Genomic DNA, 24,046 nt, shown 5'->3' on the forward strand with positions numbered 1-24,046 from the left:
TGTGACATGACTATTTAGGGAGCGAGTGCAGCATGTCCCGCAATCCTTTTATGCAGCAAATGCCTGATATCCAAGCCGCTGGTGGCCTGGTGCCTATGGTTGTCGAGCAGACGGCTCGCGGTGAGCGCGCTTACGACATCTATTCGCGCCTGCTCAAGGAGCGAGTGATTTTTCTTGTCGGTCCTGTAGAGGACTACATGGCCAACTTAATCTGTGCGCAGCTGCTGTTCCTTGAGGCGGAGAATCCGGACAAGGACATCCATCTGTACATCAACTCCCCGGGTGGTTCGGTGACGGCGGGTATGTCGATCTACGACACCATGCAGTTCATCAAGCCTAACGTATCCACTACCTGTATTGGTCAGGCATGCAGCATGGGTGCATTCCTGCTCACCGCTGGTGCTGAGGGCAAGCGTTACTGCCTGCCGAACTCACGCGTGATGATTCACCAGCCATTGGGCGGTTTCCAGGGGCAGGCGTCGGACATCGAAATCCACGCGAAGGAAATCCTCTTCATTCGTGAGCGTCTCAACATGCTGATGGCCAAGCACAGTGGGCGCACCTTGGAAGAAATCGAGCGCGATACCAATCGTGATAATTTCATGAGCGCTGAAGCTGCTCGTGAATACGGGTTGATCGACGCGGTGATTGAAAAGCGCCCCGCTTAATATAAGCAACTCAAAAATAGGGCTGGACGGCGTGTCCGGCCTCTGGCGGGCTTGAAAAAGCCCGCATAAGCCTTCATCTTGTGTTGCAAGCCTATCGGATTTGGATCGAACGAATGACTGACACCCGCAACGGCGAGGACAACGGCAAGTTGCTTTATTGCTCCTTCTGCGGCAAAAGCCAGCATGAAGTGCGCAAATTAATTGCCGGCCCCTCGGTCTTTATCTGCGACGAGTGCGTCGACCTGTGCAATGACATCATCCGCGAGGAGGTGCAGGAAGCCCAGGCCGAGAGCAGCGCGCACAAATTGCCTGCTCCAAAGGAAATCAGCACGATCCTCGATCAGTACGTGATCGGCCAGGAGCGTGCGAAGAAGGTTCTAGCGGTAGCGGTGTACAACCATTACAAGCGACTCAACCAGCGTGACAAGAAAGATGATGTTGAGCTGGGTAAGAGCAATATTCTGCTGATTGGCCCAACAGGCTCGGGTAAAACCTTGCTGGCGGAAACTTTGGCGCGTCTGTTGAACGTACCGTTCACTATCGCCGACGCCACCACTTTGACCGAAGCCGGTTATGTGGGTGAAGACGTCGAGAACATTATTCAGAAGCTGCTGCAGAAGTGTGATTACGATGTGGAAAAAGCCCAGATGGGCATCGTCTACATCGACGAAATCGACAAGATCTCACGCAAGTCGGATAACCCGTCGATTACCCGCGACGTGTCGGGTGAGGGCGTGCAGCAGGCGCTGCTCAAACTGATCGAGGGCACTGTGGCTTCCGTGCCGCCGCAAGGCGGTCGCAAGCACCCGCAGCAGGAATTTCTGCAGGTTGATACGCGTAATATTCTGTTCATCTGCGGTGGTGCTTTTTCAGGCCTGGAGAAGGTCATCCAGGGGCGTTCGACCAAAGGCGGAATCGGTTTCAATGCCGAGGTTCGCAGCAAGGAAGAAGGCAAAAAAGTTGGCGAGTCACTGCGCGCCGTTGAGCCTGATGATCTGGTCAAGTTCGGACTGATTCCTGAGTTTGTAGGCCGTCTGCCGGTTATTGCCACGCTGGATGAGTTGGACGAAGCTGCTCTGGTGCAAATTCTGACCGAGCCGAAGAACGCTCTGACCAAGCAATACGCCAAGCTGTTCGAGATGGAAGGGGTAGAGCTGGAGTTCCGTCCGGATGCGTTGAAGTCAGTTGCGCACAAGGCACTTGAGCGTAAAACCGGTGCACGCGGCCTGCGTTCGATTCTCGAAGGTGTTCTGCTCGATACCATGTACGAGATTCCGTCGCAGTCCGATGTCAGCAAGGTCGTTATCGATGAAAGCGTTATCGATGGCACCTCCAAGCCGTTACTCATTTATGAGAACAACGAGCTGCCAGCCAAGGCTGCGCCTGACGCGTAACAGCGTTGTAACATGTTGAAAGCAAGGGGCCTGCGGGCCCCTTTGCTTTTGCTGCGCCAGCGCTTGTTTTTTGTTTGGGCTGCCCCCATCTTAGGGCTAAGGGTCATCCCATCTGTTTACGGCCGTATGGCCGCCGTAGAGCCGAAATCATGAAGACAACCATCGAATTGCCTCTCCTGCCGTTGCGCGATGTTGTGGTCTATCCGCACATGGTCATTCCGTTATTCGTCGGGCGTGAGAAATCCATTGAGGCTCTTGAAGCCGCAATGACGGGCGAGAAGCAGATCCTGCTTCTCGCGCAGAAAAATCCTGCCGACGATGACCCCGACGAGGCTGGCCTCTATCGCGTCGGTACTGTGGCTACTGTGCTGCAGTTGCTGAAACTGCCAGACGGCACTGTCAAGGTGCTAGTCGAGGGTGAACAGCGTGGCGAAATTGAGCGCTTTATCGAGGTCGACGGGCATTGTCGGGCTGAAGTGCAGCTGATTGATGAGGTTGATGCCGCCGAGCGTGAGTCCGAGGTTTTCACCCGCAGTCTGCTCAGCCAGTTCGAGCAATACGTACAGCTTGGCAAGAAGGTACCTGCCGAGGTGTTGGCGTCGCTCAATGGCATCGATGAGCCGAGCCGCCTGGTCGACACCATGGCTGCGCACATGGTGCTGAAAATCGAGCAAAAGCAGGAAATCCTGGAAATCACCGATCTGCAGGCGCGGGTCGAGCATGTTTTGGCGCTGCTTGATGCGGAAATCGACCTGTTGCAGGTCGAGAAACGCATCCGTGGCCGGGTCAAGAAACAAATGGAGCGCAGCCAGCGCGAGTACTACCTGAATGAGCAGATGAAGGCCATTCAGAAGGAGCTGGGCGACAGTGAAGAAGGCCACAATGAACTTGATGAGCTGAGAAAGCGCATCGACAACGCCGGCCTCACAGCTGAAGCGCTGAACAAAGCCAATGCGGAGCTCAACAAGCTCAAGCAGATGTCGCCGATGTCGGCTGAAGCCACCGTGGTGCGTTCTTACATCGATTGGCTGGTCAATGTGCCGTGGAAGGCGCAGAGCAAGGTACGCCTTGATCTGGCGCGCGCTGAAGCGATTCTTGATGCTGACCATTACGGTCTGGATGAGGTCAAGGAGCGCATCCTTGAATACCTCGCCGTGCAAAAGCGCGTGAAGAAAATCAAGGGGCCGGTCCTTTGCTTGGTCGGTCCGCCTGGCGTGGGTAAAACCTCGTTGGCCGAGTCGATTGCCAGCGCCACTAACCGCAAATTTGTGCGCATGGCCCTAGGGGGGGTGCGTGATGAGGCGGAGATTCGCGGTCACCGGCGCACCTACATTGGCTCCATGCCAGGTCGTCTGATTCAGAAGATGACCAAGGTCGGCGTGCGTAACCCACTGTTCCTGCTCGATGAAATCGACAAGATGGGCCAGGATATGCGCGGCGATCCTGCGTCTGCATTGCTTGAGGTGCTGGATCCGGAGCAGAACCACAACTTCAACGATCACTATCTGGAGGTCGATTACGACCTGTCCGATGTGATGTTCCTCTGCACGGCTAACTCGATGAATATTCCGGGGCCGCTGCTGGATCGTATGGAGGTGATTCGTCTTCCGGGTTACACCGAAGCCGAAAAGATCAACATCGCGATCAAATATCTAGCACCCAAGCAGGTTCAGGCTAATGGTCTGAAGAAGGTCGAATTGGTGTTTGAGGATGCAGCAATCCGCGACATCATTCGTTACTACACCCGCGAAGCAGGTGTGCGTGGTCTGGAGCGGCAGATTGCCAAGGTGTGCCGCAAGGTGGTCAAGGAGCATTCCACGGAGAAACGCTTCCAGGTCACTGTTACGGCAGACTCGCTCGAACATTTCCTTGGCGTGCGCAAGCATCGCTATGGTCTGGCCGAGCAGCAGGATCAAATCGGTCAGGTCACCGGACTTGCCTGGACTCAAGTTGGTGGTGAGCTGCTGACCATCGAGGCAGTTGTGGTGCCTGGTAAAGGCCAGCTGATCAAGACCGGCTCGCTCGGCGATGTCATGCTGGAATCCATCACCGCTGCGCAGACCGTTGTGCGCAGTCGGGCCAAGAGCCTGGGCGTGCCTGTGGACTTCTATGAGAAGCAGGACATCCATATCCATATGCCGGAAGGCGCGACGCCTAAAGACGGCCCTAGCGCAGGCGTTGGCATGTGCACGGCGCTGGTTTCAGCACTGACGCAGATCCCGGTACGTGCCGATGTTGCCATGACTGGGGAAATTACCCTGCGTGGGCAAGTATTAGCCATTGGCGGTTTGAAAGAAAAACTGCTGGCAGCTCACCGCGGTGGAATCAAGACCGTCATCATTCCGGAAGAGAATGTGCGCGATTTGAAAGAGATTCCGGAGAATATTAAGCAAGACCTGCAGATTAAACCGGTTAAATGGATTGACGAGGTCCTGCAAATTGCGCTGCAATACGCCCCGGAGCCCTTGCCTGATGCGGCTCCCATGGTTGCAAAGGATGAAAAACGCGAGACTGATTCCAAGGAGCGAATTAGCACGCATTAGCCGGAGGGGTTTCTTGACACATTTTTAGAGCCCTTGTTATAAAGCGGCTCTTATCGTGTCGGCAGGCTCTCCGCACCAGCTTCGCTTACATTTAAAAGCAAGAAATAAACTCAACAGAAATTAAGGGGACTTAAGAGTGAACAAGTCGGAACTGATCGATGCCATCGCTGCATCTGCTGATATCCCAAAAGCTGTTGCTGGCCGTGCGCTGGACGCAGTAATTGAATCCGTTACTGGCGCTCTGAAGGCTGGTGACTCCGTAGTACTGGTTGGCTTCGGCACTTTCGCTGTTAAAGAGCGTGCTGCTCGCACTGGCCGTAACCCACAAACTGGTAACCCGATCAGCATCGCTGCTGCCAAGATTCCAGGCTTCAAAGCCGGTAAAGCTCTGAAAGACGCTGTCAACTAAGCTTCTTTCGGTTTTGCCCAGCAGATCAGTTGAATGGCTGATCTGATGCGGGGCGGGATGTTCAGTCAGGCATACCTTGCTGAACACGACGAATCAGTTGCTTGAGCTCGATCCGCTTCGCCAGTTACGAGAAGGCGCATCCACTGATGCGCCTTTCTTCTATCCGGATTTTACCCACACTGCGCGACTGCTTTATTTGTACAGTCGTTCTGGGGGACGCATGCTGCAAAACATCAGGGACAATTCACAGGGTTGGATTGCCAAAACCATCATCGGCATCATTGTCGCGCTGCTTGCGCTGACGGGTGTGGATGCCATTTTTACCAGCACCAGTAATAGTCAGAATGCCGCTGAAGTGAATGGCGAGAAGATTACTTCTGCCGAGCTCAGCCAGGCTGTCGAGATGCAGCGTCGTCAATTGCTGCAACAGTTGGGGCGCGATTTTGATGCCTCCCTGCTGGACGAGAAGCTGTTGCGTGAAGCCGCCCTGAATGGCCTGGTTGAGCGTACCTTGCTGCTCGATAGCGCCAAAGACGCCAAGTTCGCGTTTTCGCAACAGGCGCTTGATCAGCTGATCCTGAAAACACCTGAGTTTCTTGTCGATGGTCAGTTCAACGCTGAGCGTTTCGATCAGGTTATCCGTCAGCTGGGCTACAGCCGCTTGCAGTTCCGCCAGATGCTTGAGCAGGAAATGCTCATTGGTCAGTTGCGCGCAGGCCTGGCCAACAGCGGTTTTGTGACTGATGCCCAGGTGCAAGCTTTTGCCGCCCTGGAAAAGCAGACCCGTGACTTCGCCACGCTGACCCTCAAAGCTGATCTGGATGCAGTCACGCTCAGCGATGACGATATCAAGGCGTATTACGACGCTCAGGCCAGTGAGTTCATGAGCCCTGAGCAGGTTGTGCTGGAATACGTCGAATTGAAGAAGGATGCCTTCTTTGATCAGGTTGAAATCACCGATGAGGCGCTGCAAAGCGCTTATCAGAGCGAAATCGCCAATCTCGCCGAACAGCGCCGTGCCGCGCACATTCTGATTGAGGTCAACGATAAGCTGAATGACGAGCAAGCCCAGGCCAAACTGGTCGCGGTGCAGAAGCGTCTTGAGCAGGGCGAAGATTTCGCCGCGCTGGCTAAAGAAGTTTCCGATGACTCGGGTTCGGCAGGTGAGGGCGGTGATCTGGGCTTTGCCGGCCCTGGTGTATATGACCCGGCCTTTGAAGAGGCGCTGTATGCGCTGGACGAGAATGCTGTATCGGCTCCCGTACGCAGCGAGTTCGGCTGGCATCTGATCAAGCTGTTGGGCGTTCAGGCGCCGGAAGTGCCAAGTTTCGCCAGTCTGGAAGAAAAACTGCAGCGTGACCTCAAGGCGCGTCAGGTTGAGCAGCGCTTTGTCGAAGTCTCCAAAGACCTTGAAGATGCCGCGTTTGAAGCGTCTGACCTGGCCCAGCCAGCACAGGAATTGGGTCTTGAGGTCAAGACCACTGAAGCGTTCGGTCGTCAGGGTGGCACTGAAGGTCTGACTGCTAATCGTCAGGTAACTCAGGCGGCATTCAGTGATGAAGTGCTGGAAGACGGCAGCAACAGCAGTGTGATCGAACTCGACCCCAACACTGTGGTGGTGGTGCGTGTTAAAGAGCACAACAAGCCTGAGCAGCTGCCGCTTGAGCAGGTTGCCGATAGCATCCGCGCCCAGCTGACCAAGGTTCGCGCAAGCGAAGCCGTAAAAGCCAAGGGTGAAGAGCAGTTGGCTGCTCTGCGTGACGGTCAGACGCCGGTTACCCAGGCCGATGCCAAGCAGGGCTGGAATGTGGTCGAGGCAGCGACGCGTAGCCAGGAAGGCGTTGAGCCGGTAGTGCTGCAGGCGTTGTTCCGTATGCCCAAGCCTGAAGCGGCTGACAAGCCGACTTTCGCCGGTATCAGTCTGAGCAACGGTGATTTCATGATCATCCGTCTCAATGGCGTGAGCCAGCCGGAGCAAGCGCTGTCGGATGAGGATAAGGCCATGTACAGCCGCTTCCTTGCCTCGCGCGTCGGTCAGCAGGACTTTGCTGCGTTCCGCAAGCAGCTGGAAGAGACAGCGGATATCGAGCGTTTCTGATCGATATCACTGACAAACAAAAAGGCCGCTTAATTCAGCGGCCTTTTTTATTGCGGCGATTTAACTGCTTACTCTTCCATGGCGCCCATGGCTGTGGTGTTGAAGCCACCGTCGACATACATGATCTCGCCGCTGACGCCCGAGGCCAGGTCGGAGCAGAGGAAGGCGCCGGCGTTGCCGACTTCTTCGATGGTCACGTTACGACGCAGTGGGGTCTGCTTCTCATTGGCTGCGAGCATTTTGCGGAAGCTCTTGATACCAGAGGCGGCCAGGGTGCGGATCGGGCCTGCAGAGATGGCGTTGACGCGTGTGCCTTCTGGGCCGAGGCTGCCAGCCAGGTAGCGTACACCGGCTTCCAGGCTGGCCTTGGCCATGCCCATCACGTTGTAGTTAGGCATGGTGCGCTCGGCGCCCAGGTAGGACAGGGTCAGCAGGCTACCATTGCGGCCTTTCATCATTTCGCGGCCGGCTTTGGCCAGAGCGACGAAGCTGTAGGCACTGATGTCGTGAGCGATGCGGAAGCCTTCGCGGGTGGTGACGTCGGTGAAGTCGCCGTCCAGTTGGTCGCCTGGGGCGAAGCCAACGGAGTGCACGATGCAATCCAGGCCGTCCCACTTCTTGCTCAGGGCTTCGAAGACCGAGGCGATTTCCTCATCGTTTGCCACATCGCATGGGAAGCACAGGTCAGCGTTCGAGCCCCAATCAGCGGCAAAGCCTTCAACGCGGCCTTTGAGCTTTTCGTTTTGATAGGTGAAGGCCAGTTCGGCGCCTTCACGGTGCATGGCTGCTGCGATACCGGAGGCAATGGACAGTTTGCTGGCGACGCCAACGATCAGTACGCGCTTGCCGCTTAGAAAACCCATGGGTGTGATTCCTCTTCCTGTCTACAAGAATTAGCCAGCTGGGACCATAAAGGCCGCTTCCAGCAACTGTTGTGTATAGATGTCCTGTGGCGCGGCAAAGACACGTTCAGCCGGGCCTTGTTCGACCACTTTGCCTTGTTTCACCACCATCACCTGGTGGCTAAGGGCCCTGACCACGGCCAGGTCATGGCTGATGAACAAGTAGGTCAGGTTGTATTTGGCCTGAAGCGAACGCAGTAATTCGACGACCTGGCGCTGCACGGTGCGGTCGAGGGCCGAAGTTGGCTCATCCAGCAGGATCAGTGCAGGTTTCAGCACCAGTGCGCGGGCGATGGCGATACGTTGGCGCTGGCCGCCGGAGAACTCATGGGGATAACGGTGGCGGGTTTCCGGGTCAAGGCCGACCTCTACAAGTGCGGCGATGATGGCTTGTTCCTGCTCGGCCTCGCTGCCCATACGGTGAATCTGCAAACCCTCGCCAACAATCTGGCCCACTGACATGCGCGGGCTGAGGCTGCCAAAGGGGTCCTGAAACACCACCTGCATCTGCCGGCGCAGTGGGCGAACGTCATGTTGCGAGAGCTGGTCGATCGCCTGGCCCTGGAAGCGGATGCCGCCTTGGCTGCCGAGCAAGCGCAGGATCGCCAGACCCAGGGTGGATTTTCCCGAGCCGCTTTCACCGACGATGCCCAAGGTATGACCCTGCGGCAGGCTGAAGTTGATGCCGTCCACGGCTTTGACATGGTCGACCGTGCGGCGCAGCAGGCCCTTCTTGATCGGGAACCAGACACGCAGGTTGTCGATTTCCAGCATAGTTTTGCCAGGCGGCTGATCGACCGGGCCGCCAGTGGGTTCGGCTCCCAGCAGCTCGCGGGTATAGGGGTGTTGTGGGTCTTTAAACAGCGTTTCGCAGGCCGCCTGTTCGACGATATGCCCGCGCTGCATCACGCACACACGGTGGGCAATCCGTCGCACCAGGTTGAGGTCGTGGCTGATCAGCAGAATCGCCATGCCCAGGCGCGCCTGCAGGTCCTTGAGCAGTTCAAGGATCTTCAACTGCACGGTGACGTCCAGCGCGGTGGTGGGCTCGTCAGCAATTAGCAGTTCCGGCTCATTGGCCAGGGCCATGGCGATCACCACGCGCTGGCGTTGGCCACCGGATAACTCATGTGGGTAGGCCTTGAGGCGCTTGTGCGGTTCAGGAATACCGACCAGCTCGAGCAACTCCAGGGTACGTGCTGTGGCGGCCTTACCGCGCAGGCCTTTATGCAGGGCCAGCACTTCGTTGATCTGCTTCTCGATGCTGTGCAGCGGGTTCAGCGAGGTCATGGGCTCCTGAAAGACCATGGCGATGCGGTTGCCACGGATGCCACGCAGTTTGTTCTCGTTCAGTTTGAGCAGGTCTTGCCCGGCGTAGTGAATGCTGCCGCTGGGGTGTTGAGCCAGCGGGTAGGGCAGCAGGCGCAGGATGGAGTGCGCGGTGACCGATTTGCCGGAGCCGCTTTCGCCCACCAGGGCCAGGGTTTCGCCGCGCTTAATATCGAAGCTGACGCCTTCCAGCACACGCTGTTTCAGACTGCCGGTGACGAATTCGACAGCCAGGTCGCGGACTTCGATGAGGGTGTTGGAGTCGGTCATGTCATTTCCTCGGATCGAAGGCATCACGTGCCGCTTCGCCGATAAACACCAGCAGGCTGAGCATCAGGGCGAGCACGGCAAAGGCACTAATACCGAGCCAGGGCGCTTGCAGGTTGGATTTGCCCTGGGCCACCAGCTCGCCGAGTGACGGCGCGCCAGGAGGCAGGCCGAAGCCGAGGAAATCCAGCGCGGTGAGGGTGCCGATCGCGCCGGTGAGGATAAACGGCATAAAGGTCATGGTGGAAATCATCGCGTTGGGCAGGATATGGCGGAACATGATCGAGCCGTTCTGCATGCCCAGGGCACGGGCTGCGCGTACGTATTCCAGGTTGCGCCCACGCAGGAACTCGGCGCGCACCACATCCACCAGGCTCATCCAAGAGAACAGCAGCATGATGCCCAGCAGCCACCAGAAGTTCGGCTGCACGAAGCTGGCGAGGATGATCAGCAGGTAGAGCACAGGCAGGCCGGACCAGATTTCCAGAAAACGCTGCCCGGCCAAGTCGACCCAGCCGCCATAGAAGCCCTGCAGGGCGCCGGCAAACACGCCGATCACCGAGCTGGCCAAGGTCAGGATCAGGGCAAACAGCACGGAAATGCGGAAGCCATAAATCACCCGTGCCAGAACATCGCGGCCCTGGTCATCAGTGCCCAGCAGGTTTTCCGCTGAGGGTGGCGCTGGGGCGGGCACTTGCAGGTCGTAATTGATGCTGGAGTAGCTGTAGCGGATCGGCGGCCAGATCATCCAGCCGTCCTTTTCCTTGATCAGCTCTTGGATGTAAGGGCTTTTGTAGTTGGCCTGCAGCGGGAATTCACCGCCGAAGGTGGTTTCCGGGTAGCGCTTGAATACCGGGAAATACAGTTCGCTGTCGTAGCCCACCACCAGCGGTTTGTCGTTGGCGATCAGTTCTGCACCGAGGGTGACGAAGAACAGTGCGAGGAACACCCACAGCGACCACCAGCCGCGTTTGTGTGCCTTGAACAGCTGGAAGCGGCGTTGATTGATTGGGGACAGTTTCATCTCAACCCTCCCGGCTTTCGAAGTCGATACGCGGATCGACCAGTGTGTAGGTAATGTCGCCGATCAATTTCACCACCAGGCCCAGCAACGTGAAGATAAACAGGGTGCCGAACACCACCGGGTAATCGCGGTTGATTGCGGCCTCGAAACTCATCAGGCCCAGGCCGTCGAGGGAGAAGATCACCTCGATCAGCAATGAGCCGGTAAAGAAAATGCCGATAAAGGCCGCCGGGAAGCCGGCGATGATGATCAGCATGGCGTTACGGAACACATGGCCATAGAGCACGCGGTTGTTACTCAGGCCCTTGGCGCGAGCGGTGACCACGTACTGTTTGTTGATCTCATCGAGAAAGCTGTTTTTGGTCAGCAGCGTCAGGGTGGCGAAGTTGCCGATTACCAGTGCCGTGACGGGCAGCGCCAGGTGCCAGAAATAGTCGAGCAGCTTGCCGGTAAAGCTCAGTTCGTCGAAATTGTTCGAGGTCAGCCCGCGCAGCGGGAACCAGTCCCAGTAGCTGCCGCCAGCAAACAGCACGATCAGCAGAATGGCGAAGAGGAAGGCAGGGATGGCGTAACCGATGATGATCGCCGAGCTGGTCCAGACGTCGAAGGCGCTGCCGTGGCGGGTGGCCTTGGCAATGCCCAGCGGGATCGACACCAGGTACATGATCAGCGTGCTCCACAGCCCCAGGGAGATCGACACCGGCATCTTCTCGATGATCAGGTCGATGACCTCCGCATCGCGGAAGAAGCTCGAGCCAAAGTCCAGCTGCGCGTAGCTCTTGAGCATCAGCCAGAAGCGTTCCGGGGCGGATTTATCGAAGCCGTACATGCGCTCAATTTCTGCCACCAGCTCGGGGTCCAGGCCCTGGGCGCCGCGGTAGTTGGAACCGGCCACCGAAACTTCGGCACCGCCGCCGGCAATCCGGCTGGTAGCGCCGTCAAAGCCTTCCAGCTTGGCGATCATCTGCTCGACCGGGCCACCGGGGGCGGCCTGGATGATGATGAAGTTGATCAGCAGAATGCCGAACAGCGTGGGGATGATCAGCAACAGCCGACGAAAGATATACGCCAGCATGTTATTGCTCCACGTCTACGGCGGGGTGAGCGGCAGCTTCGTCGGCTACGGCTTCAGGTGATTTCTCGCGGGCCCACCAGGTGTAGAGGCCTATGTCGTATTTCGGGCTGATCTTGGGATGTTCAAAGCGGTTCCAGTAGGCCACGCGCCAGGTCTTGATGTGCCAGTTGGGCACCACGTAGTGGCCCCACAGCAGTACGCGGTCGAGGGCGCGAGTATGGGTGATCAGGCTCTGGCGCGAGTCGGCGTTGATCAGACCCTCGACCAGGCTATCCACGGCCGGGTCTTTCAGGCCGATAAAGTTACGGCTACCGGGATTGTCGGCGCTGCTGGAGTGCCAGTATTCGCGCTGCTCGTTGCCAGGGGAGTTGGACTGACCAAAGCCTCTTACAATCAGATCATAGTCACGCGAGCGCTCCCGATTGACGTACTGGGATACATCGACGCGGCGGATCACCAGTTCAATGCCCAGGTCGGCTAGGTTGCGTTTAAACGGTAGTAGAACTCGCTCGAATTCGGCTTGCGCCAGCAGGAATTCGATGGTCACCGGTTTGCCCGTGCTATCGAGCATCCTGTCGCTATCGACACGCCAGCCGGCTTCCTGGAGCAATTGATAGGCGCGGCGCTGCTGCTCACGAATGATGCCGCTGCCATCGGTGACCGAGGGCTGATATTCGTCGGTAAATACCTGAGGTGGAATCTGCGCGCGCAGCGGCTCCAGAAGCTTCAACTCATCAGCGGATGGTAGGCCGATGGAGGCCAGTTCGGAGTTGTCGAAATAACTGCGCGTGCGTGTGTAGGCGCCGTTGAACAGTTGACGATTGGTCCACTCGTAATCGAACAGCAGGCCCAGGGCTTCGCGCACACGGCGGTCACTGAACAACGGACGGCGGGTGTTGAAGATAAAGCCCTGCATTCCGGTGGGGTTGCGATTGGCGATCTCTTCCTTGATCAGCTGTCCATTGGCAACTGCGGGGGTGTTGTAGGCGGTGGCCCAGTTCTTTGCGCTGGTTTCCAGCCAATAGTCGAATTGCCCAGCCTTGAGTGCTTCAAGGGCGACGGTGTTGTCGCGGTAGTAGTCGATTTCCAGGTTGTCGAAATTGTAGAACCCGCGATTGACCGGCAAGTCCTTGCCCCACCAGTCCTTGACCCGCTCATAGCGAATTGAACGGCCGGCCTGCACGTCCGCCACCTTGTAAGGCCCACTGCCCAGCGGCACATCGAGGCTGCCTTTACTGAAGTCACGTTCTGCCCACCAGTGCTTTGGCAAAACTGGCAATTGGCCGACGATCAGCGGCAGCTCACGGTTCCCAGCCTGCTTGAAGACAAAACGGACACTGTTGGGTTGTTCGACCTCGACCTTTTCGACATCGGCGTAGTAGCCGCGGTACATCGGTGCGCCTTTGCTCATCAGCGTATCGAAGCTGAACTTGACGTCTTCGGCGGTCACCGGCTGACCGTCATGGAAGCGTGCCTCGGGGCGCAGATAGAAGCGTACCCAGGCGTTGTCCGGGGCTTTTTCGATTTTTTCCGCGAGCAGGCCGTAAACGGTGAAGGGTTCATCCAGGCTGGGGCGCGTCAGGCTGTCGTAGATGATGCCTATATTTTCTTCAGATACGCCCTTGGAAATGAAGGGGTTGAGGCTATCGAAGCCGCCAAAACCGGCCTGGCGCAGGGTGCCGCCCTTGGGCGCATCGGGGTTTACGTAGTCGAAGTGTTTGAAGTTGGCCGGGTATTTCGGTGGTTCGTCATACAGGGTTTGTGCGTGCTTGGGGCCGGCCAGGGCCAGGCTGGCGACACCAAGCAGGGCAATGCTGCTGATGTGGATAAACAGGGCGCGCAATGCATGGGTCATTCAGCGTTCTCCATGGATTTCAGCCACCAGGTACGCAGGCCCAGGGTGTAGGGCGGCGTGGTGACGAAGGCAAATCGGTTGCGGTAAGCCAGGCGGTGGTAATCGATATACCAGTTCGGAATGCTGTAGTGCTGCCACAACAGTACCCGGTCAAGGGCGCGGGTGGCGGCGACTTGCTCGTCGCGGCTCTGTGCTGACAGTAGTTTTTCAATCAGTGCATCGACCACCGGATGGGTGACCCCGGCGTAGTTCCTGCCGCCTTTGATCTTGGCCTGGGAGGAGTGGAAATACAGCGACTGCTCCAGGCCCGGGCTGAGAGTTTGCGGCAGGGTCAGCAGAATCATGTCGAAGTCGTATTGGTCGAGGCGCTGCTTGTATTGGGCGCGGTCGACGGTGCGCAGGTTGGCCTGGATGCCAATGCTGGCAAGGTTTTCGGTAAAGGGCTGAAGAATGCGTTCAAGGTTTGGGTTGACCAGCAATATTTCAAAGCGCAGCGGCTGCCCCTCACTGTTGAGCAGGCGTTGGCCGGATGGCTTCCAGCCGGCTTCGGCCAATAGACCGAGGGCGCGGCGCAAGGTTTCCCGCGGGATGCCCCGGCCATCGGTCTGCGGCATGCTGAACGGCTCGCTGAACAGGCGCGCCTGCAGCTGCTTGCGGTAGGGCGAGAGCAACAGCCATTCTGCGCCTTCCGGTTTGCCTCGCGCCGAGAACTCGCTATTGGGGTAGTAGCTTTTCGCGCGGGTGTAGGAACTGTTGAACAGTGCGCGGTTGGCCCATTCGAAGTCGAACATCAGGCCCAGGGCTTCGCGTACCTGGCGGTCGGCAAATACCTCGCGGCGGGTATTCATAAACAGCGCCTGGGTCTGAGTCGGTATCTGGTGCGGGATCTCGGTGCGGATCACTTCGCCACGGCTCAAGGCCGGGAAGCGATAGCCGTTGGCCCAGTTCTTCGCCTGCTGTTCGATATAGATGTCGAACTCGCCGGCCTTGAACGCCTCGAATGCCACATGGCTGTCGCGGTAGAACTCTACGTCGACCCGATCGAAATTGTATTTGCCGCGGTTGACCGGCAGCTTGGTACCCCACCAGTCCTTGACCCGCTCAAAGCGCAGGCTGCGCCCGGGGCTGACCTGGGTAATGCGGTAAGGCCCGCTGCCCAGCGGCGGTTCATAGGTGGTGGCCTTGAAGTCGCGGCTTTTCCAGTAGTGCTGCGGCAGCACCGGCAACTCACCGAGGCGCAAGATCAGCAGGGAGTTGCCGGCGCGCTTGAGTACAAAACGGATGCTGTGGCGGTTGAGGATGTCAACGCGTTTTACTTCCTGCAGGTTGGTGCGGTACTGCGGGTGACCGTCCTTGAGCAGCAGGCGGTAGGAGAAGGCCACGTCATAGGCAGTGATCGGTTTGCCGTCGTGAAAGCGCGCTTCGGGGCGCAGGTTGAACACCACCCAGCTGCGGTCATCGCTGTATTCCACGGACTCGGCGATCAGGCCGTAGCTGGAGGCCGGTTCGTCACCGGACGGGTCATAGGCGCCGGTGCCGACCATCAGCGGTGCGTTCAGCTCGTTGACTCCGTACTGCAGGAAGTTGGCCGTGCTGATCGGGCTGCTGCCCTTGAAGGTGTAGGGGTTGAGTGTGTCGAACGTACCGTTGGCCATCATCCGCAGCGTGCCACCTTTGGGGGCTTCCGGGTTGACCCAGGCGAAATGGGTGAAGCTGGCGGGATACTTCAACTCGCCAAACTGGGCGTAACCGTGGCTTTTATACAGGGTGGCCCAGGCAGATGAACTGATGGCCATGCAGAGAAGTAGCGAGAGGAGGGGACGTATCAAGTGAAATATCCGATCCGTGGCGTCTTGTGGGCTGCTGGTCAGGCACATTAACAGCTTGTATCGGCTGGAAAAAGGGTAGGCTCGACAGCCGTCGACGGCGGCACTTTGACTACACTCAAACTATCCACTGCGAGGGCATCATTTTGGTAACAGCCTGCCATGGTTTGCAGTCATGGATCGATCGCTTCAACCAAGCCGAATTACCCGCCCTGGCCGCGGTGGTGCAGGATCTGCATCGTTTGACCCTGGGTGACAAATCGTCTGTGCAGCAACTGGCAGACGTTCTGCTACGCGACGCGGCCTTGACCACCAAGGTGCTGCGTATCGGCAATAGTGTGTACTACAACCCCTCTCAGGAACCTATCCGCACTATTTCAAGGGCCATCGTGTTGATCGGCTTCGATAATGTGCGGCAGATCGGTCTATCGGTGAGCCTTATCGATGGCCTGTTGGCGCGCAGCTCCCGTGATCAGCTTGCCGAACTATTGGCGCGCTCGTTTCATGCCGCCGTGCAGGCGCGCAATATCGCCGGCTACGTGCTGACGAAAAATGATGAGGAAGTGTTTATCGCCGCCTTGCTGCATAACGTCGGTGAACTGGCGTTCTGGGGCTGTGCTGGCGATGCGGCGGATGATCTGGCCAGTGCTCTGGCTCAGCCGGGTGTCGATGAAGATGAGGTGGTGATGCAGCTGCTGGGCACCAGTTTTCGCCAGCTGAGTTTGGCGCTGGTGAAAAGCTGGAATCTGGGCGACACCGTCAGCCTGGCGCATCAGTCAACCAGCCAGAATGACCCGGCCGTCAAGGCTGTGACCCTGGGGGCAAAGATCAGTCAGACCGCGCTGGATGGCTGGGATACTCCAGTAATGGAGGCGCTGGTAGGGCAGTTGGCCAGTTTCATCGGGGTGACCCCTAAAGAAGCCATGCAGCAGGTGCTGGCCAGCGCCGAGGAAACCGTGAAGATGGCGGCGACCTTTGGCGCCAGCCAGCTGTGCAAACTGATCCCCAATACCGACCCGGAACAGATCCGTTTACAGCAGGAACAGCGCAAGGCGCGGCTGCTGCAGCCCAATTTGCTGGTTTTGCAGCAGGCTTTGCAGGATCTCGGCCTGATGGTTTCGCGGCGCGCCGATCTCGGTCTGGTGCTCGACACCTTGTTCAAGGGCTTGCATCAGGGCGCGGGGCTGGAACGCATCATGCTGGTGGTATTGGCGGACGGGCAGAGCTGTTTCCGCACCAAGCGGGTGATTGGCGAAGGCACTGAGGGCTGGAGCCATGACTTTGTTCTGCCCGTGGCGCAGCAAGAGCAGCCGCATATTTTCAGTTATGCACTGCGTAATAAAGAAGCGCTATGGATGGGCGTGCCGGCCAGTTACAACCTTAATGAGCTGGTCACTCAACCCATTCGGCAGCGCCTGGGGCAGGGCATGTTCTTTATTGCGCCCCTGTTGGCAGGTACTCGGGAAATTGGCCTGCTGTATGCCGATAGCCGGGTGTCCGGACGGGCGTTGAAGCATGAGCAGTTTGTTGCCTTTCAGCGTTTCACCCAGTTGACCGGGCGCTGCCTGGAGGCAATGAGCAAGAAGGCTTGATCAGTTGACACTGTACAGCGTCAGGGTCTGGCCTGGCTTGAGCGCCTTGCCGGCTTTGGGGTTCCAGTTTTGCAGACTCTTCATCGGTACCTTGAAGCGCTTGGCGATCAGATACAGGGAGTCACCCTGGCGCACCTTGTAATAGGTCGCGCTCTGCCGTGGCGCACCACCACTGCTGCCGCTCGCACCGCTGCTGGGTTTTCCGGCTTGCAGGGTGAGCACCTGACCGACCCGCAAGCTGTTGCCGGAAAGCTTGTTCCAGCGCTGCACATCCTTGACCGCAACCTTGTGGTTCTTGGCTATCTGCCAGAGGTTGTCGCCGCTTTTTACCCGGTAGGTCAGGCTCGGAGCACTGTGTGCAACGCTGCGCTGGAATACTGGTTCACGTGCCACTACACCGGGTTGCGCGGGAATGCTTAGTACCTGGCCGATGCTCAGGTTGTTGCTTGAAAGCTTGTTAATGTCCTTCAGGGTGTTCACGGTCAGCTGATGGCGGTTGGCAATGCTGTGCAGGCTGTCGCCTGAGCGCACCCGGTATTGCTGCCAGTCCACCAGTTCCTGCGGTTTCATCAATGACAGGTTGGCGGTCAGCAGCTCGGCCTTGTCGGTTGGTACCAGCAGGTGCTTCGGGCCGTCGAGGGTTATGCCTTTCTTGAATGCGGGGTTGAGCAGGTACAGTTCGTCTTCATCCAGGTCCGCCATGGCGGCGACGCGCGAGAGATCCATGCGTTGGGTGAATACAACCTTCTCGAAGTACGGCTCGTTAGCAATCGGTGCGAGGCTGACGCCATAGGCTTGTGGCGTCATCACCACTTGGGAGAGAGCCAGCAGCTTGGGTACATAATTCTGGGTTTCCACCGGCAGCGAAAGGTTCCAGTAGTCGGTCGGCAGGCCGAGCTTCTGGTTGCGCTCAATCGCCCGGCTAACACGGCCTTCGCCAGCGTTGTAAGCAGCGAGGGCTAGCAGCCAGTCGCCGTTGAACATTTCCTTGAGACGAGTCAGGTAGCTGATTGCCGCATCGGTTGAGGCCATCACGTCGCGGCGGCCGTCATACCAGTTGGTCTGGCGCAGGTTGAAGTTGCGCCCGGTGGACGGGATGAACTGCCACAGCCCAACCGCATGAGCATGGGAGTAGGCCAGCGGGTTGTACGAGCTTTCGATCATCGGCAGCAGCGCCAGCTCCATCGGCATATTGCGCTGTTCCAGGCGCTCAACGATGAAGTGGATATAGGGACTGCTGCGCTCGCCGGCTTTTTCGATAAACGTAGGGTTGCTGACGAACCACAGACGTTGCTGCTCGATACGCGGGTTGAGGGTGATGGTGTCCTGCAGCTGGTAGCCGTTGCGCACCCGTTCCCAGATGTCCTTGGGCTCTTCGGGCGCTGGTGCCACGCCGCTGTTAAGCCATTCCGGCTCTTGCTCAAGACCGACCGCGCGATCGGTATCGCGGCCGCTGTCAGGGCGGTATTGGTTGCTGGTCTGACAACCGGCCAGGGTTACGCACATGATCACCACAAGCGTCTGAGCGCTTTGTGCCAATGCCTTTAAATTCAAGGTCTTGCGTGGTGATAGAGGCATTGGCGGCGATGTACTTCCCGGCGAAAAGGTCGGGCGATTCTAGGAAGCAGCATGCCTCTGGTCAAGTTTTAACCAGTCTTTTGTGTGGTTGTCGAGGTTTAGAAATGGTCCTTCCAGGCGCGCAAAGCAGCAAAAACCTGCACTGGCGAGCGACTTGCCGACCCTTCGCGCTCGCTGATACGGGCGCCGACCGACGGTTGTGCGCTGCGTAAAAACGGATTGGTGGCACGTTCCAGACCGATCGATGACGGCAGACTGATTTGCCCGGCCTCGCGCCATTGGCTGACTTGTGCCAGACGTTGTTGGATTTGCGGATTATCGGGTTCAACAGCCACAGCAAAGCGCAGGTTGCTCAGGGTGTATTCATGGGTACAGAACACCTGAGTCTGTTCGGGGAGGGCGGCCAGGCGGCTGAGCGAGTTGTGCATCTGTTCCGGGCTGCCTTCGAACAGGCGACCACAGCCGCCAGCAAACAGCGTGTCGCCACAGAACAGCCAATGCTGCTCGGGCTGGATATAGGCGATATGCCCGAGTGTGTGTCCCGGCACTTCATATATGTCGAATCGTTGGCCCAGCACTTCAGCCTGGTCGCCGTCGAGCAGCGCCAGGTCGCGCCCTGGAATTTTTTCGTTGGCCGGCCCCATTACTCGAGCACCGGTGGCCGCCTTCAGTCGTTCAATGCCTCCGACGTGATCGAAATGATGGTGGGTGATCAGAATATCGCTCAACTGCCAGCCTGGGTTGGCCGCCAGCCAAGCCTCCACCGGCGCGGCGTCACCCGGGTCAACAACCGCGCAGCGGCGCTGCTTCAGGTCTTGCAGCAGCCATATATAGTTGTCAGAGAATGCAGGCAGGGCGTCGATTTTTATCATCAGTTGGTCGCTAAGCAAGGCACAAAGGTGCATCTTAGGGTGCAATGGCGGTGCTGGCTACGCAGGTATTTCTTATGTCCGATCACCCTTTTGCCCATGCAGACAGTGAATGGCTCGATCTTATTGCCTCAGCGCGTACCTGGCTGAGCGGCCCGCTCGGGCAGTTGTTGTTGGAGCAGGAGCGGCAATTGCTGGAGGACGAGTTGGCGCGCTTCTTTGGCGGTTATCTGGTGCATTACGGCCCGGCCGCAGATACGCCGCCGGACGCTCAGCAGATTCAACGCAGTGTGCGCCTGGGCGCGCCATTCAAGGGGGTGGAGATCGTTTGTGAGGAGCAATCCTGGCCGCTCACTGAACATGCCGCCGATGTAGTGGTGTTACAGCACGGCCTGGATTTCAGTCTATCTCCCCACGGTCTGCTCCGTGAGGCGGCACGTAGCGTGCGGCCAGGTGGGCATCTGCTGATCGTGGGTATCAACCCGATGAGCAGCTGGGGTATGCGTCATTTCATAACACGCGATGCTTTGCGTCAGGCGCGCTGTATCGCGCCCAGTCGGGTCAGTGACTGGCTGCACCTGCTGGGTTTCGCGCTGGAGAAACGCCGCTTCGGGTGCTATCGTCCGCCGCTTTCTTCGCCGGCCTGGCAGACGCGATTGGCGGGGCTGGAACGTTTAGGCGCAGCGTGGCAGCCACCCGGTGGCGGTTTTTACGTGCTGGTGGCCCGTAAGCTGGTCGTGGGGCTGCGGCCATTGCGCCAACCCAACCGGCAGCCGGTCGGTAAATTGCTGCCGATGCCCGTGGCCAAAGTCAGCCGCCGCGAAACACCTCAGAAATAGCACCGGCCGGACTAATTGAGCGAGAGATTGCAGATACATGAGTGAACAGGTCGAGATCTACACCGACGGCGCCTGCAAGGGCAACCCAGGCGTCGGTGGCTGGGGGGCGTTATTGATTTGCAAGGGTGTAGAGAAAGAGCTATGGGGCGGTGAACCCAACACCACCAATAACCGCATGGAACTGATGGCCGCGATTTGTGCCTTGATCGCGCTGACGCGCCCCTGTTCGGTTCGCCTGGTTACCGACTCGCAGTATGTGATGAAGGGCATTCAGGAGTGGATGCCGAACTGGAAGAAACGTGGCTGGAAGACCGCCGCCAAGGAACCAGTGAAAAACGCCGACCTTTGGCAGGCGCTGGACGAGCAGGTCAATCGGCATAACGTTACCTGGCAGTGGGTGCGCGGTCATACCGGCCATCCGGGTAACGAGAAGGCCGATCAACTGGCCAACCGCGGTGTGGATGAAGTGAGGGCAAAGAAGCATGCGTAGCGTCGTACTCGATACCGAAACCACCGGTATGCCGGTGGCCGATGGTCACCGGATCATCGAAATCGGCTGTGTTGAACTGATCGGCCGGCGTCTGACCGGACGGCACTTTCACGTTTACCTGCAGCCTGATCGCGAAATCGACGAGGGCGCGATTGCGGTGCACGGCATCACCAACGACTTTGTCAAAGACAAGCCGCGCTTCAAGGAAGTCGCCGATGAGTTCTTCGAATTCATCAAGGGCGCGCAGCTGATCATTCACAACGCGGCGTTCGACGTTGGCTTTATCAACAACGAATTTGCCCTGATCAAGCAGGACGACCGCGCCGATATCAGCGAGCACTGCTCGATCCTCGACACTCTGATGATGGCCCGCGAGCGCCACCCAGGGCAGCGCAACAACCTTGATGCCCTGTGCAAACGCTATGGCGTCGACAACTCCGGTCGCGATCTGCACGGCGCTTTGCTCGACGCCGAGATTCTCGCTGACGTCTACCTGACCATGACCGGCGGGCAGACCAATCTGTCCCTGGCTGGCGATGGCTCGGAAGGCGACAGCAATGGCCGTCAGCAGCCCAGTGCGATCCGCCGCCTGCCCGCCGAACGCGCGCGTACACGGGTGATCCAGGCCAGTGCTGCCGAGCTTGCCGAGCATGCCGCGCGTCTGGCGATTATCGAAAAAACCGCAGGCGCACCGCCGCTCTGGGTGCAGATGGAACAGCCCAAGATCGAAGCCTGAGTTATCCACTCGCGACCTTTTCGTACAGCGTCACGCAGAGGGGGTTCCGCCTGACGGAGCCAGCCTCTACCCTGAGGTGATAGGCAGGCTAGGGCCTGTCACTCCCAGGGACGCCATAATGTATAAAGACCTCAAGTTCCCCGTCCTGATCGTGCACCGTGACATCAAGGCCGATACCGTGGCCGGTGACCGGGTTCGCGCCATCGCCCAAGAACTGGAGCAGGACGGCTTCAGCATTCTTTCCACCGCCAGCTCCGCCGAGGGGCGCATCGTTGCCTCCACCCATCATGGCCTGGCCTGCATTCTGGTCGCGGCCGAAGGCGCGGGTGAAAACAAGCACCTGTTGCAGGACATGGTCGAGCTGATCCGTATAGCTCGCCGTCGTGCGCCGCAGTTGCCGATTTTTGCCCTCGGCGAGCAGGTGACCATCGAGAACGCCCCGGCCGAGGCCATGGTCGATCTCAACCAGTTGCGCGGCATTCTCTATTTGTTCGAAGACACCGTGCCGTTTCTTGCTCGCCAGGTGGCCCGCGCCGCGCGCAATTACCTGGACTGCCTGCTGCCGCCGTTCTTCAAGGCGCTGGTGCAGCACACTGCGCAGTCCAACTATTCCTGGCACACGCCCGGCCATGGCGGCGGCGTGGCCTATCGCAAGAGCCCGGTGGGGCAGGCGTTTCACCAGTTCTTCGGCGAAAACACCCTGCGCTCCGACCTGTCGGTGTCGGTGCCGGAGCTGGGTTCGCTGCTCGATCACACCGGCCCGCTGGCCGAGGCCGAGGCCCGTGCGGCGCGTAACTTCGGCGCGGATCACACCTATTTCGTGATCAATGGCACCTCGACCGCCAACAAGATTGTCTGGCACAGCATGGTCGGTCGTGATGACCTGGTGCTGGTGGATCGCAACTGCCACAAATCGATTTTGCATTCGATCATCATGACCGGCGCGATCCCGCTGTACCTGTGCCCGGAGCGCAACGAGCTGGGGATTATCGGGCCGATTCCGCTGAGCGAGTTCAGCCGTGAATCGATCCAGGCCAAGATTGATGCAAGTCCGCTGGCACGCGGCCGTGTGCCGAGCAGCAGCGGGGCGATGGTCAAGCTGGTGGTGGTGACCAATTCGACCTACGACGGCCTCTGTTACAACGCAGAACTGATCAAGCAGACCCTGGGCAATAGCGTCGAAGTGCTGCATTTCGATGAGGCCTGGTACGCCTATGCGGCGTTCCACGAGTTCTACGCTGGGCGTTACGGCATGGGCACCGCGCGCAGCGAAGACACGCCACTGGTGTTCACCACTCATTCCACCCACAAGCTGCTGGCTGCGTTCAGCCAGGCCTCGATGATTCATGTGCAAGACGGTGGCAAGCGTCAGCTGGATCGGGATCGCTTCAATGAAGCCTTTATGATGCACATCTCGACTTCGCCGCAGTACGGCATCATCGCTTCGCTGGATGTGGCCTCGGCGATGATGGAAGGCCCGGCCGGACGCTCGCTTATTCAGGAAACCTTCGATGAGGCTCTGAGCTTCCGTCGTGCCCTGGCCAACCTGCGGCAAAACCTCAGCAGCGACGACTGGTGGTTCAGTATCTGGCAACCGGCCAAGGCCGAAGGCACCGATGATGTGGTCACCGAGGATTGGCTGCTGCAACCGCAGGCCGATTGGCACGGTTTTGGTGAGGTGGCAGAAGACTATGTGCTGCTTGACCCGATCAAGGTCACCCTGGTGACGCCGGGATTGACTGCTGACGGCAAGCTGGACGAGCGCGGCATTCCGGCGGCCGTGGTCAGCAAGTTCCTTTGGGAGCGTGGCCTGGTGGTGGAGAAAACCGGCCTGTATTCCTTCCTGGTGTTGTTCTCCATGGGCATCACCAAGGGCAAGTGGAGCACGCTGCTGACCGAGTTGCTGGAGTTCAAACGCAGCTACGACGCCAACTTGCCATTAAGTGATGTGCTGCCGTCGATTGCTCAGGCTGGCAAGGCTTTCTATCAGGACATGGGCCTGCGCGATCTGTGCGATGCACTGCATGCCTGTTACCGCGAAAACGCCACGGCCAAGGCGCTTAAGCGCATGTACACGGTGCTGCCAGAAGTGGCGATCAAACCTGCCGATGCCTACAACCAGTTGGTGCGTGGCGAAGTAGAGGCAGTGCCGATTGAGCAGTTGGAAGGCCGCATTGCCGCGGTGATGCTGGTGCCCTATCCGCCAGGTATTCCGCTGATCATGCCGGGTGAGCGCTTTACCGCGCAGACCCGCTCGATCATTGATTACCTGGCCTTTGCCCGCACTTTCGACCGCAGCTTCCCCGGTTTCGATGCCGATGTGCATGGCCTGCAACGTGAGGAAGGCGTCTATACCGTGGACTGCATCAAGGCCTGATGCTGCTCTGGCTTGCAGCTTTGCTTGGCGGCGTCGGCGTTATTCGTTGGCTGCCGCCAGTCTTTCTCAGTAGATCAAGCGCTTATCGCCGATAAGTAAAAATTGAGCTTAACTTTGATGACGTGTTCTGCGTCACAGTGGCCAGCATCGACATTTGTCGGTTGGTTGTTATAGT

Annotated in this window: 18 protein-coding genes; 10 read left to right on the forward strand and 8 right to left on the reverse strand. The window is 58.4% G+C overall.

Annotated elements, in window-relative coordinates; translation table 11 throughout:
• Nucleotides 1-32 precede the first annotated feature (32 nt).
• The 5 genes from clpP (at nucleotide 33) to RHP75_RS09990 (ending at nucleotide 7,112) form a co-directional block, all read left to right on the forward strand.
• Nucleotides 33-668, forward strand: coding sequence for an ATP-dependent Clp endopeptidase proteolytic subunit ClpP (clpP, locus tag RHP75_RS09970; protein WP_275962616.1), 636 nt, complete (start codon nucleotides 33-35; stop codon nucleotides 666-668).
• 113 nt (nucleotides 669-781) lie between these two features.
• Nucleotides 782-2,062, forward strand: a complete 1,281-nt coding sequence (clpX, locus tag RHP75_RS09975) for an ATP-dependent Clp protease ATP-binding subunit ClpX (protein ID WP_311091683.1) — start codon at nucleotides 782-784, stop codon at nucleotides 2,060-2,062.
• A gap of 149 nt (nucleotides 2,063-2,211) precedes the next feature.
• A complete protein-coding gene (gene lon / locus RHP75_RS09980) occupies nucleotides 2,212-4,605 on the forward strand; it encodes an endopeptidase La (RefSeq protein WP_311091685.1) in 2,394 nt (797 codons plus the stop codon).
• 136 nt (nucleotides 4,606-4,741) lie between these two features.
• The gene (gene hupB, locus RHP75_RS09985) at nucleotides 4,742-5,014 is read left to right on the forward strand and encodes a nucleoid-associated protein HU-beta (protein WP_010490206.1); all 273 of its coding nucleotides are present in this window, start codon (nucleotides 4,742-4,744) and stop codon (nucleotides 5,012-5,014) included.
• A 220-nt stretch (nucleotides 5,015-5,234) separates the two neighbouring features.
• Nucleotides 5,235-7,112, forward strand: a complete 1,878-nt coding sequence (locus tag RHP75_RS09990; RefSeq protein WP_311091687.1) for a SurA N-terminal domain-containing protein — start codon at nucleotides 5,235-5,237, stop codon at nucleotides 7,110-7,112.
• A gap of 68 nt (nucleotides 7,113-7,180) precedes the next feature.
• On the opposite strand, the gene fabI is transcribed toward RHP75_RS09990, so the two are convergent.
• The 6 genes from fabI to RHP75_RS10020 are packed head-to-tail and all read right to left on the reverse strand — an operon-like array spanning nucleotide 7,181 to nucleotide 15,390.
• Nucleotides 7,181-7,975 carry an enoyl-ACP reductase FabI gene (fabI, locus tag RHP75_RS09995; RefSeq protein ID WP_090255858.1) on the reverse strand — a complete coding sequence of 265 codons (795 nt, stop codon included), beginning with the start codon at nucleotides 7,973-7,975 and terminating at the stop codon, nucleotides 7,181-7,183.
• A 30-nt stretch (nucleotides 7,976-8,005) separates the two neighbouring features.
• Nucleotides 8,006-9,613 (reverse strand): ABC transporter ATP-binding protein, encoded by a 1,608-nt coding sequence (locus RHP75_RS10000; RefSeq protein ID WP_311091688.1) that lies wholly within the window; start codon nucleotides 9,611-9,613, stop codon nucleotides 8,006-8,008.
• 1 nt (nucleotide 9,614) lies between these two features.
• Nucleotides 9,615-10,634 (reverse strand): ABC transporter permease, encoded by a 1,020-nt coding sequence (locus RHP75_RS10005; RefSeq protein ID WP_160088428.1) that lies wholly within the window; start codon nucleotides 10,632-10,634, stop codon nucleotides 9,615-9,617.
• Between the two features lies 1 nt (nucleotide 10,635).
• Complete coding sequence (locus RHP75_RS10010) at nucleotides 10,636-11,709, reverse strand: microcin C ABC transporter permease YejB (protein ID WP_311091689.1); 1,074 nt, start codon at nucleotides 11,707-11,709, stop codon at nucleotides 10,636-10,638.
• A gap of 1 nt (nucleotide 11,710) precedes the next feature.
• Complete coding sequence (locus tag RHP75_RS10015) at nucleotides 11,711-13,564, reverse strand: extracellular solute-binding protein (RefSeq protein WP_311091690.1); 1,854 nt, start codon at nucleotides 13,562-13,564, stop codon at nucleotides 11,711-11,713.
• Entirely contained in the window at nucleotides 13,561-15,390 is a 1,830-nt protein-coding gene (locus RHP75_RS10020; RefSeq protein WP_311091909.1) for an extracellular solute-binding protein, read from the reverse strand. The genes RHP75_RS10015 and RHP75_RS10020 overlap by 4 nt, the downstream gene beginning before the upstream one ends.
• A 167-nt stretch (nucleotides 15,391-15,557) precedes the next feature.
• Here RHP75_RS10020 and RHP75_RS10025 point away from each other — a divergent pair, with 167 nt between their 5' ends.
• A complete protein-coding gene (locus tag RHP75_RS10025) occupies nucleotides 15,558-16,982 on the forward strand; it encodes an HDOD domain-containing protein (RefSeq protein ID WP_311091691.1) in 1,425 nt (474 codons plus the stop codon).
• Here the strand turns inward: RHP75_RS10025 and RHP75_RS10030 are convergent, their stop codons facing one another.
• Both RHP75_RS10030 and gloB read right to left on the reverse strand, forming a co-directional pair.
• Nucleotides 16,983-18,560 (reverse strand): LysM peptidoglycan-binding domain-containing protein, encoded by a 1,578-nt coding sequence (locus RHP75_RS10030; protein WP_311091692.1) that lies wholly within the window; start codon nucleotides 18,558-18,560, stop codon nucleotides 16,983-16,985.
• A 98-nt stretch (nucleotides 18,561-18,658) separates the two neighbouring features.
• Complete coding sequence (gloB, locus tag RHP75_RS10035; protein ID WP_311091693.1) at nucleotides 18,659-19,432, reverse strand: hydroxyacylglutathione hydrolase; 774 nt, start codon at nucleotides 19,430-19,432, stop codon at nucleotides 18,659-18,661.
• A gap of 74 nt (nucleotides 19,433-19,506) precedes the next feature.
• Here gloB and RHP75_RS10040 point away from each other — a divergent pair, with 74 nt between their 5' ends.
• The 4 genes from RHP75_RS10040 (at nucleotide 19,507) to RHP75_RS10055 (ending at nucleotide 23,871) form a co-directional block, all read left to right on the forward strand.
• Nucleotides 19,507-20,268, forward strand: coding sequence for a methyltransferase domain-containing protein (locus RHP75_RS10040; RefSeq protein ID WP_311091694.1), 762 nt, complete (start codon nucleotides 19,507-19,509; stop codon nucleotides 20,266-20,268).
• A 37-nt stretch (nucleotides 20,269-20,305) separates the two neighbouring features.
• Entirely contained in the window at nucleotides 20,306-20,758 is a 453-nt protein-coding gene (gene rnhA, locus RHP75_RS10045) for a ribonuclease HI (RefSeq protein WP_090255849.1), read from the forward strand.
• Entirely contained in the window at nucleotides 20,751-21,494 is a 744-nt protein-coding gene (gene dnaQ / locus RHP75_RS10050; protein WP_311091697.1) for a DNA polymerase III subunit epsilon, read from the forward strand. Before rnhA ends, dnaQ begins: the two co-directional genes overlap by 8 nt.
• 118 nt (nucleotides 21,495-21,612) lie before the next feature.
• A complete protein-coding gene (locus RHP75_RS10055; protein WP_311091698.1) occupies nucleotides 21,613-23,871 on the forward strand; it encodes an Orn/Lys/Arg decarboxylase N-terminal domain-containing protein in 2,259 nt (752 codons plus the stop codon).
• The last annotated feature ends 175 nt before the right edge of the window (nucleotides 23,872-24,046 follow it).

The sequence above is a fragment of the Pseudomonas sp. SG20056 genome (genome assembly GCF_031764535.1).
GTDB lineage: Bacteria > Pseudomonadota > Gammaproteobacteria > Pseudomonadales > Pseudomonadaceae > Aquipseudomonas.

Coding starts and splice junctions, on each gene's coding strand:
- clpP (WP_275962616.1), top strand. CDS start 33: ATGTCCCGCAATCCTTTTATGCAGCAAATGCCTGATATCCAAGCCGCT.
- clpX (WP_311091683.1), top strand. CDS start 782: ATGACTGACACCCGCAACGGCGAGGACAACGGCAAGTTGCTTTATTGC.
- lon (WP_311091685.1), top strand. CDS start 2,212: ATGAAGACAACCATCGAATTGCCTCTCCTGCCGTTGCGCGATGTTGTG.
- RHP75_RS09990 (WP_311091687.1), top strand. CDS start 5,235: ATGCTGCAAAACATCAGGGACAATTCACAGGGTTGGATTGCCAAAACC.
- fabI (WP_090255858.1), bottom strand. CDS start 7,975: ATGGGTTTTCTAAGCGGCAAGCGCGTACTGATCGTTGGCGTCGCCAGC.
- RHP75_RS10000 (WP_311091688.1), bottom strand. CDS start 9,613: ATGACCGACTCCAACACCCTCATCGAAGTCCGCGACCTGGCTGTCGAA.
- RHP75_RS10005 (WP_160088428.1), bottom strand. CDS start 10,634: ATGAAACTGTCCCCAATCAATCAACGCCGCTTCCAGCTGTTCAAGGCA.
- RHP75_RS10010 (WP_311091689.1), bottom strand. CDS start 11,709: ATGCTGGCGTATATCTTTCGTCGGCTGTTGCTGATCATCCCCACGCTG.
- RHP75_RS10015 (WP_311091690.1), bottom strand. CDS start 13,564: ATGACCCATGCATTGCGCGCCCTGTTTATCCACATCAGCAGCATTGCC.
- RHP75_RS10030 (WP_311091692.1), bottom strand. CDS start 18,560: ATGCCTCTATCACCACGCAAGACCTTGAATTTAAAGGCATTGGCACAA.
- gloB (WP_311091693.1), bottom strand. CDS start 19,432: ATGATAAAAATCGACGCCCTGCCTGCATTCTCTGACAACTATATATGG.
- RHP75_RS10040 (WP_311091694.1), top strand. CDS start 19,507: ATGTCCGATCACCCTTTTGCCCATGCAGACAGTGAATGGCTCGATCTT.
- rnhA (WP_090255849.1), top strand. CDS start 20,306: ATGAGTGAACAGGTCGAGATCTACACCGACGGCGCCTGCAAGGGCAAC.
- dnaQ (WP_311091697.1), top strand. CDS start 20,751: ATGCGTAGCGTCGTACTCGATACCGAAACCACCGGTATGCCGGTGGCC.
- RHP75_RS10055 (WP_311091698.1), top strand. CDS start 21,613: ATGTATAAAGACCTCAAGTTCCCCGTCCTGATCGTGCACCGTGACATC.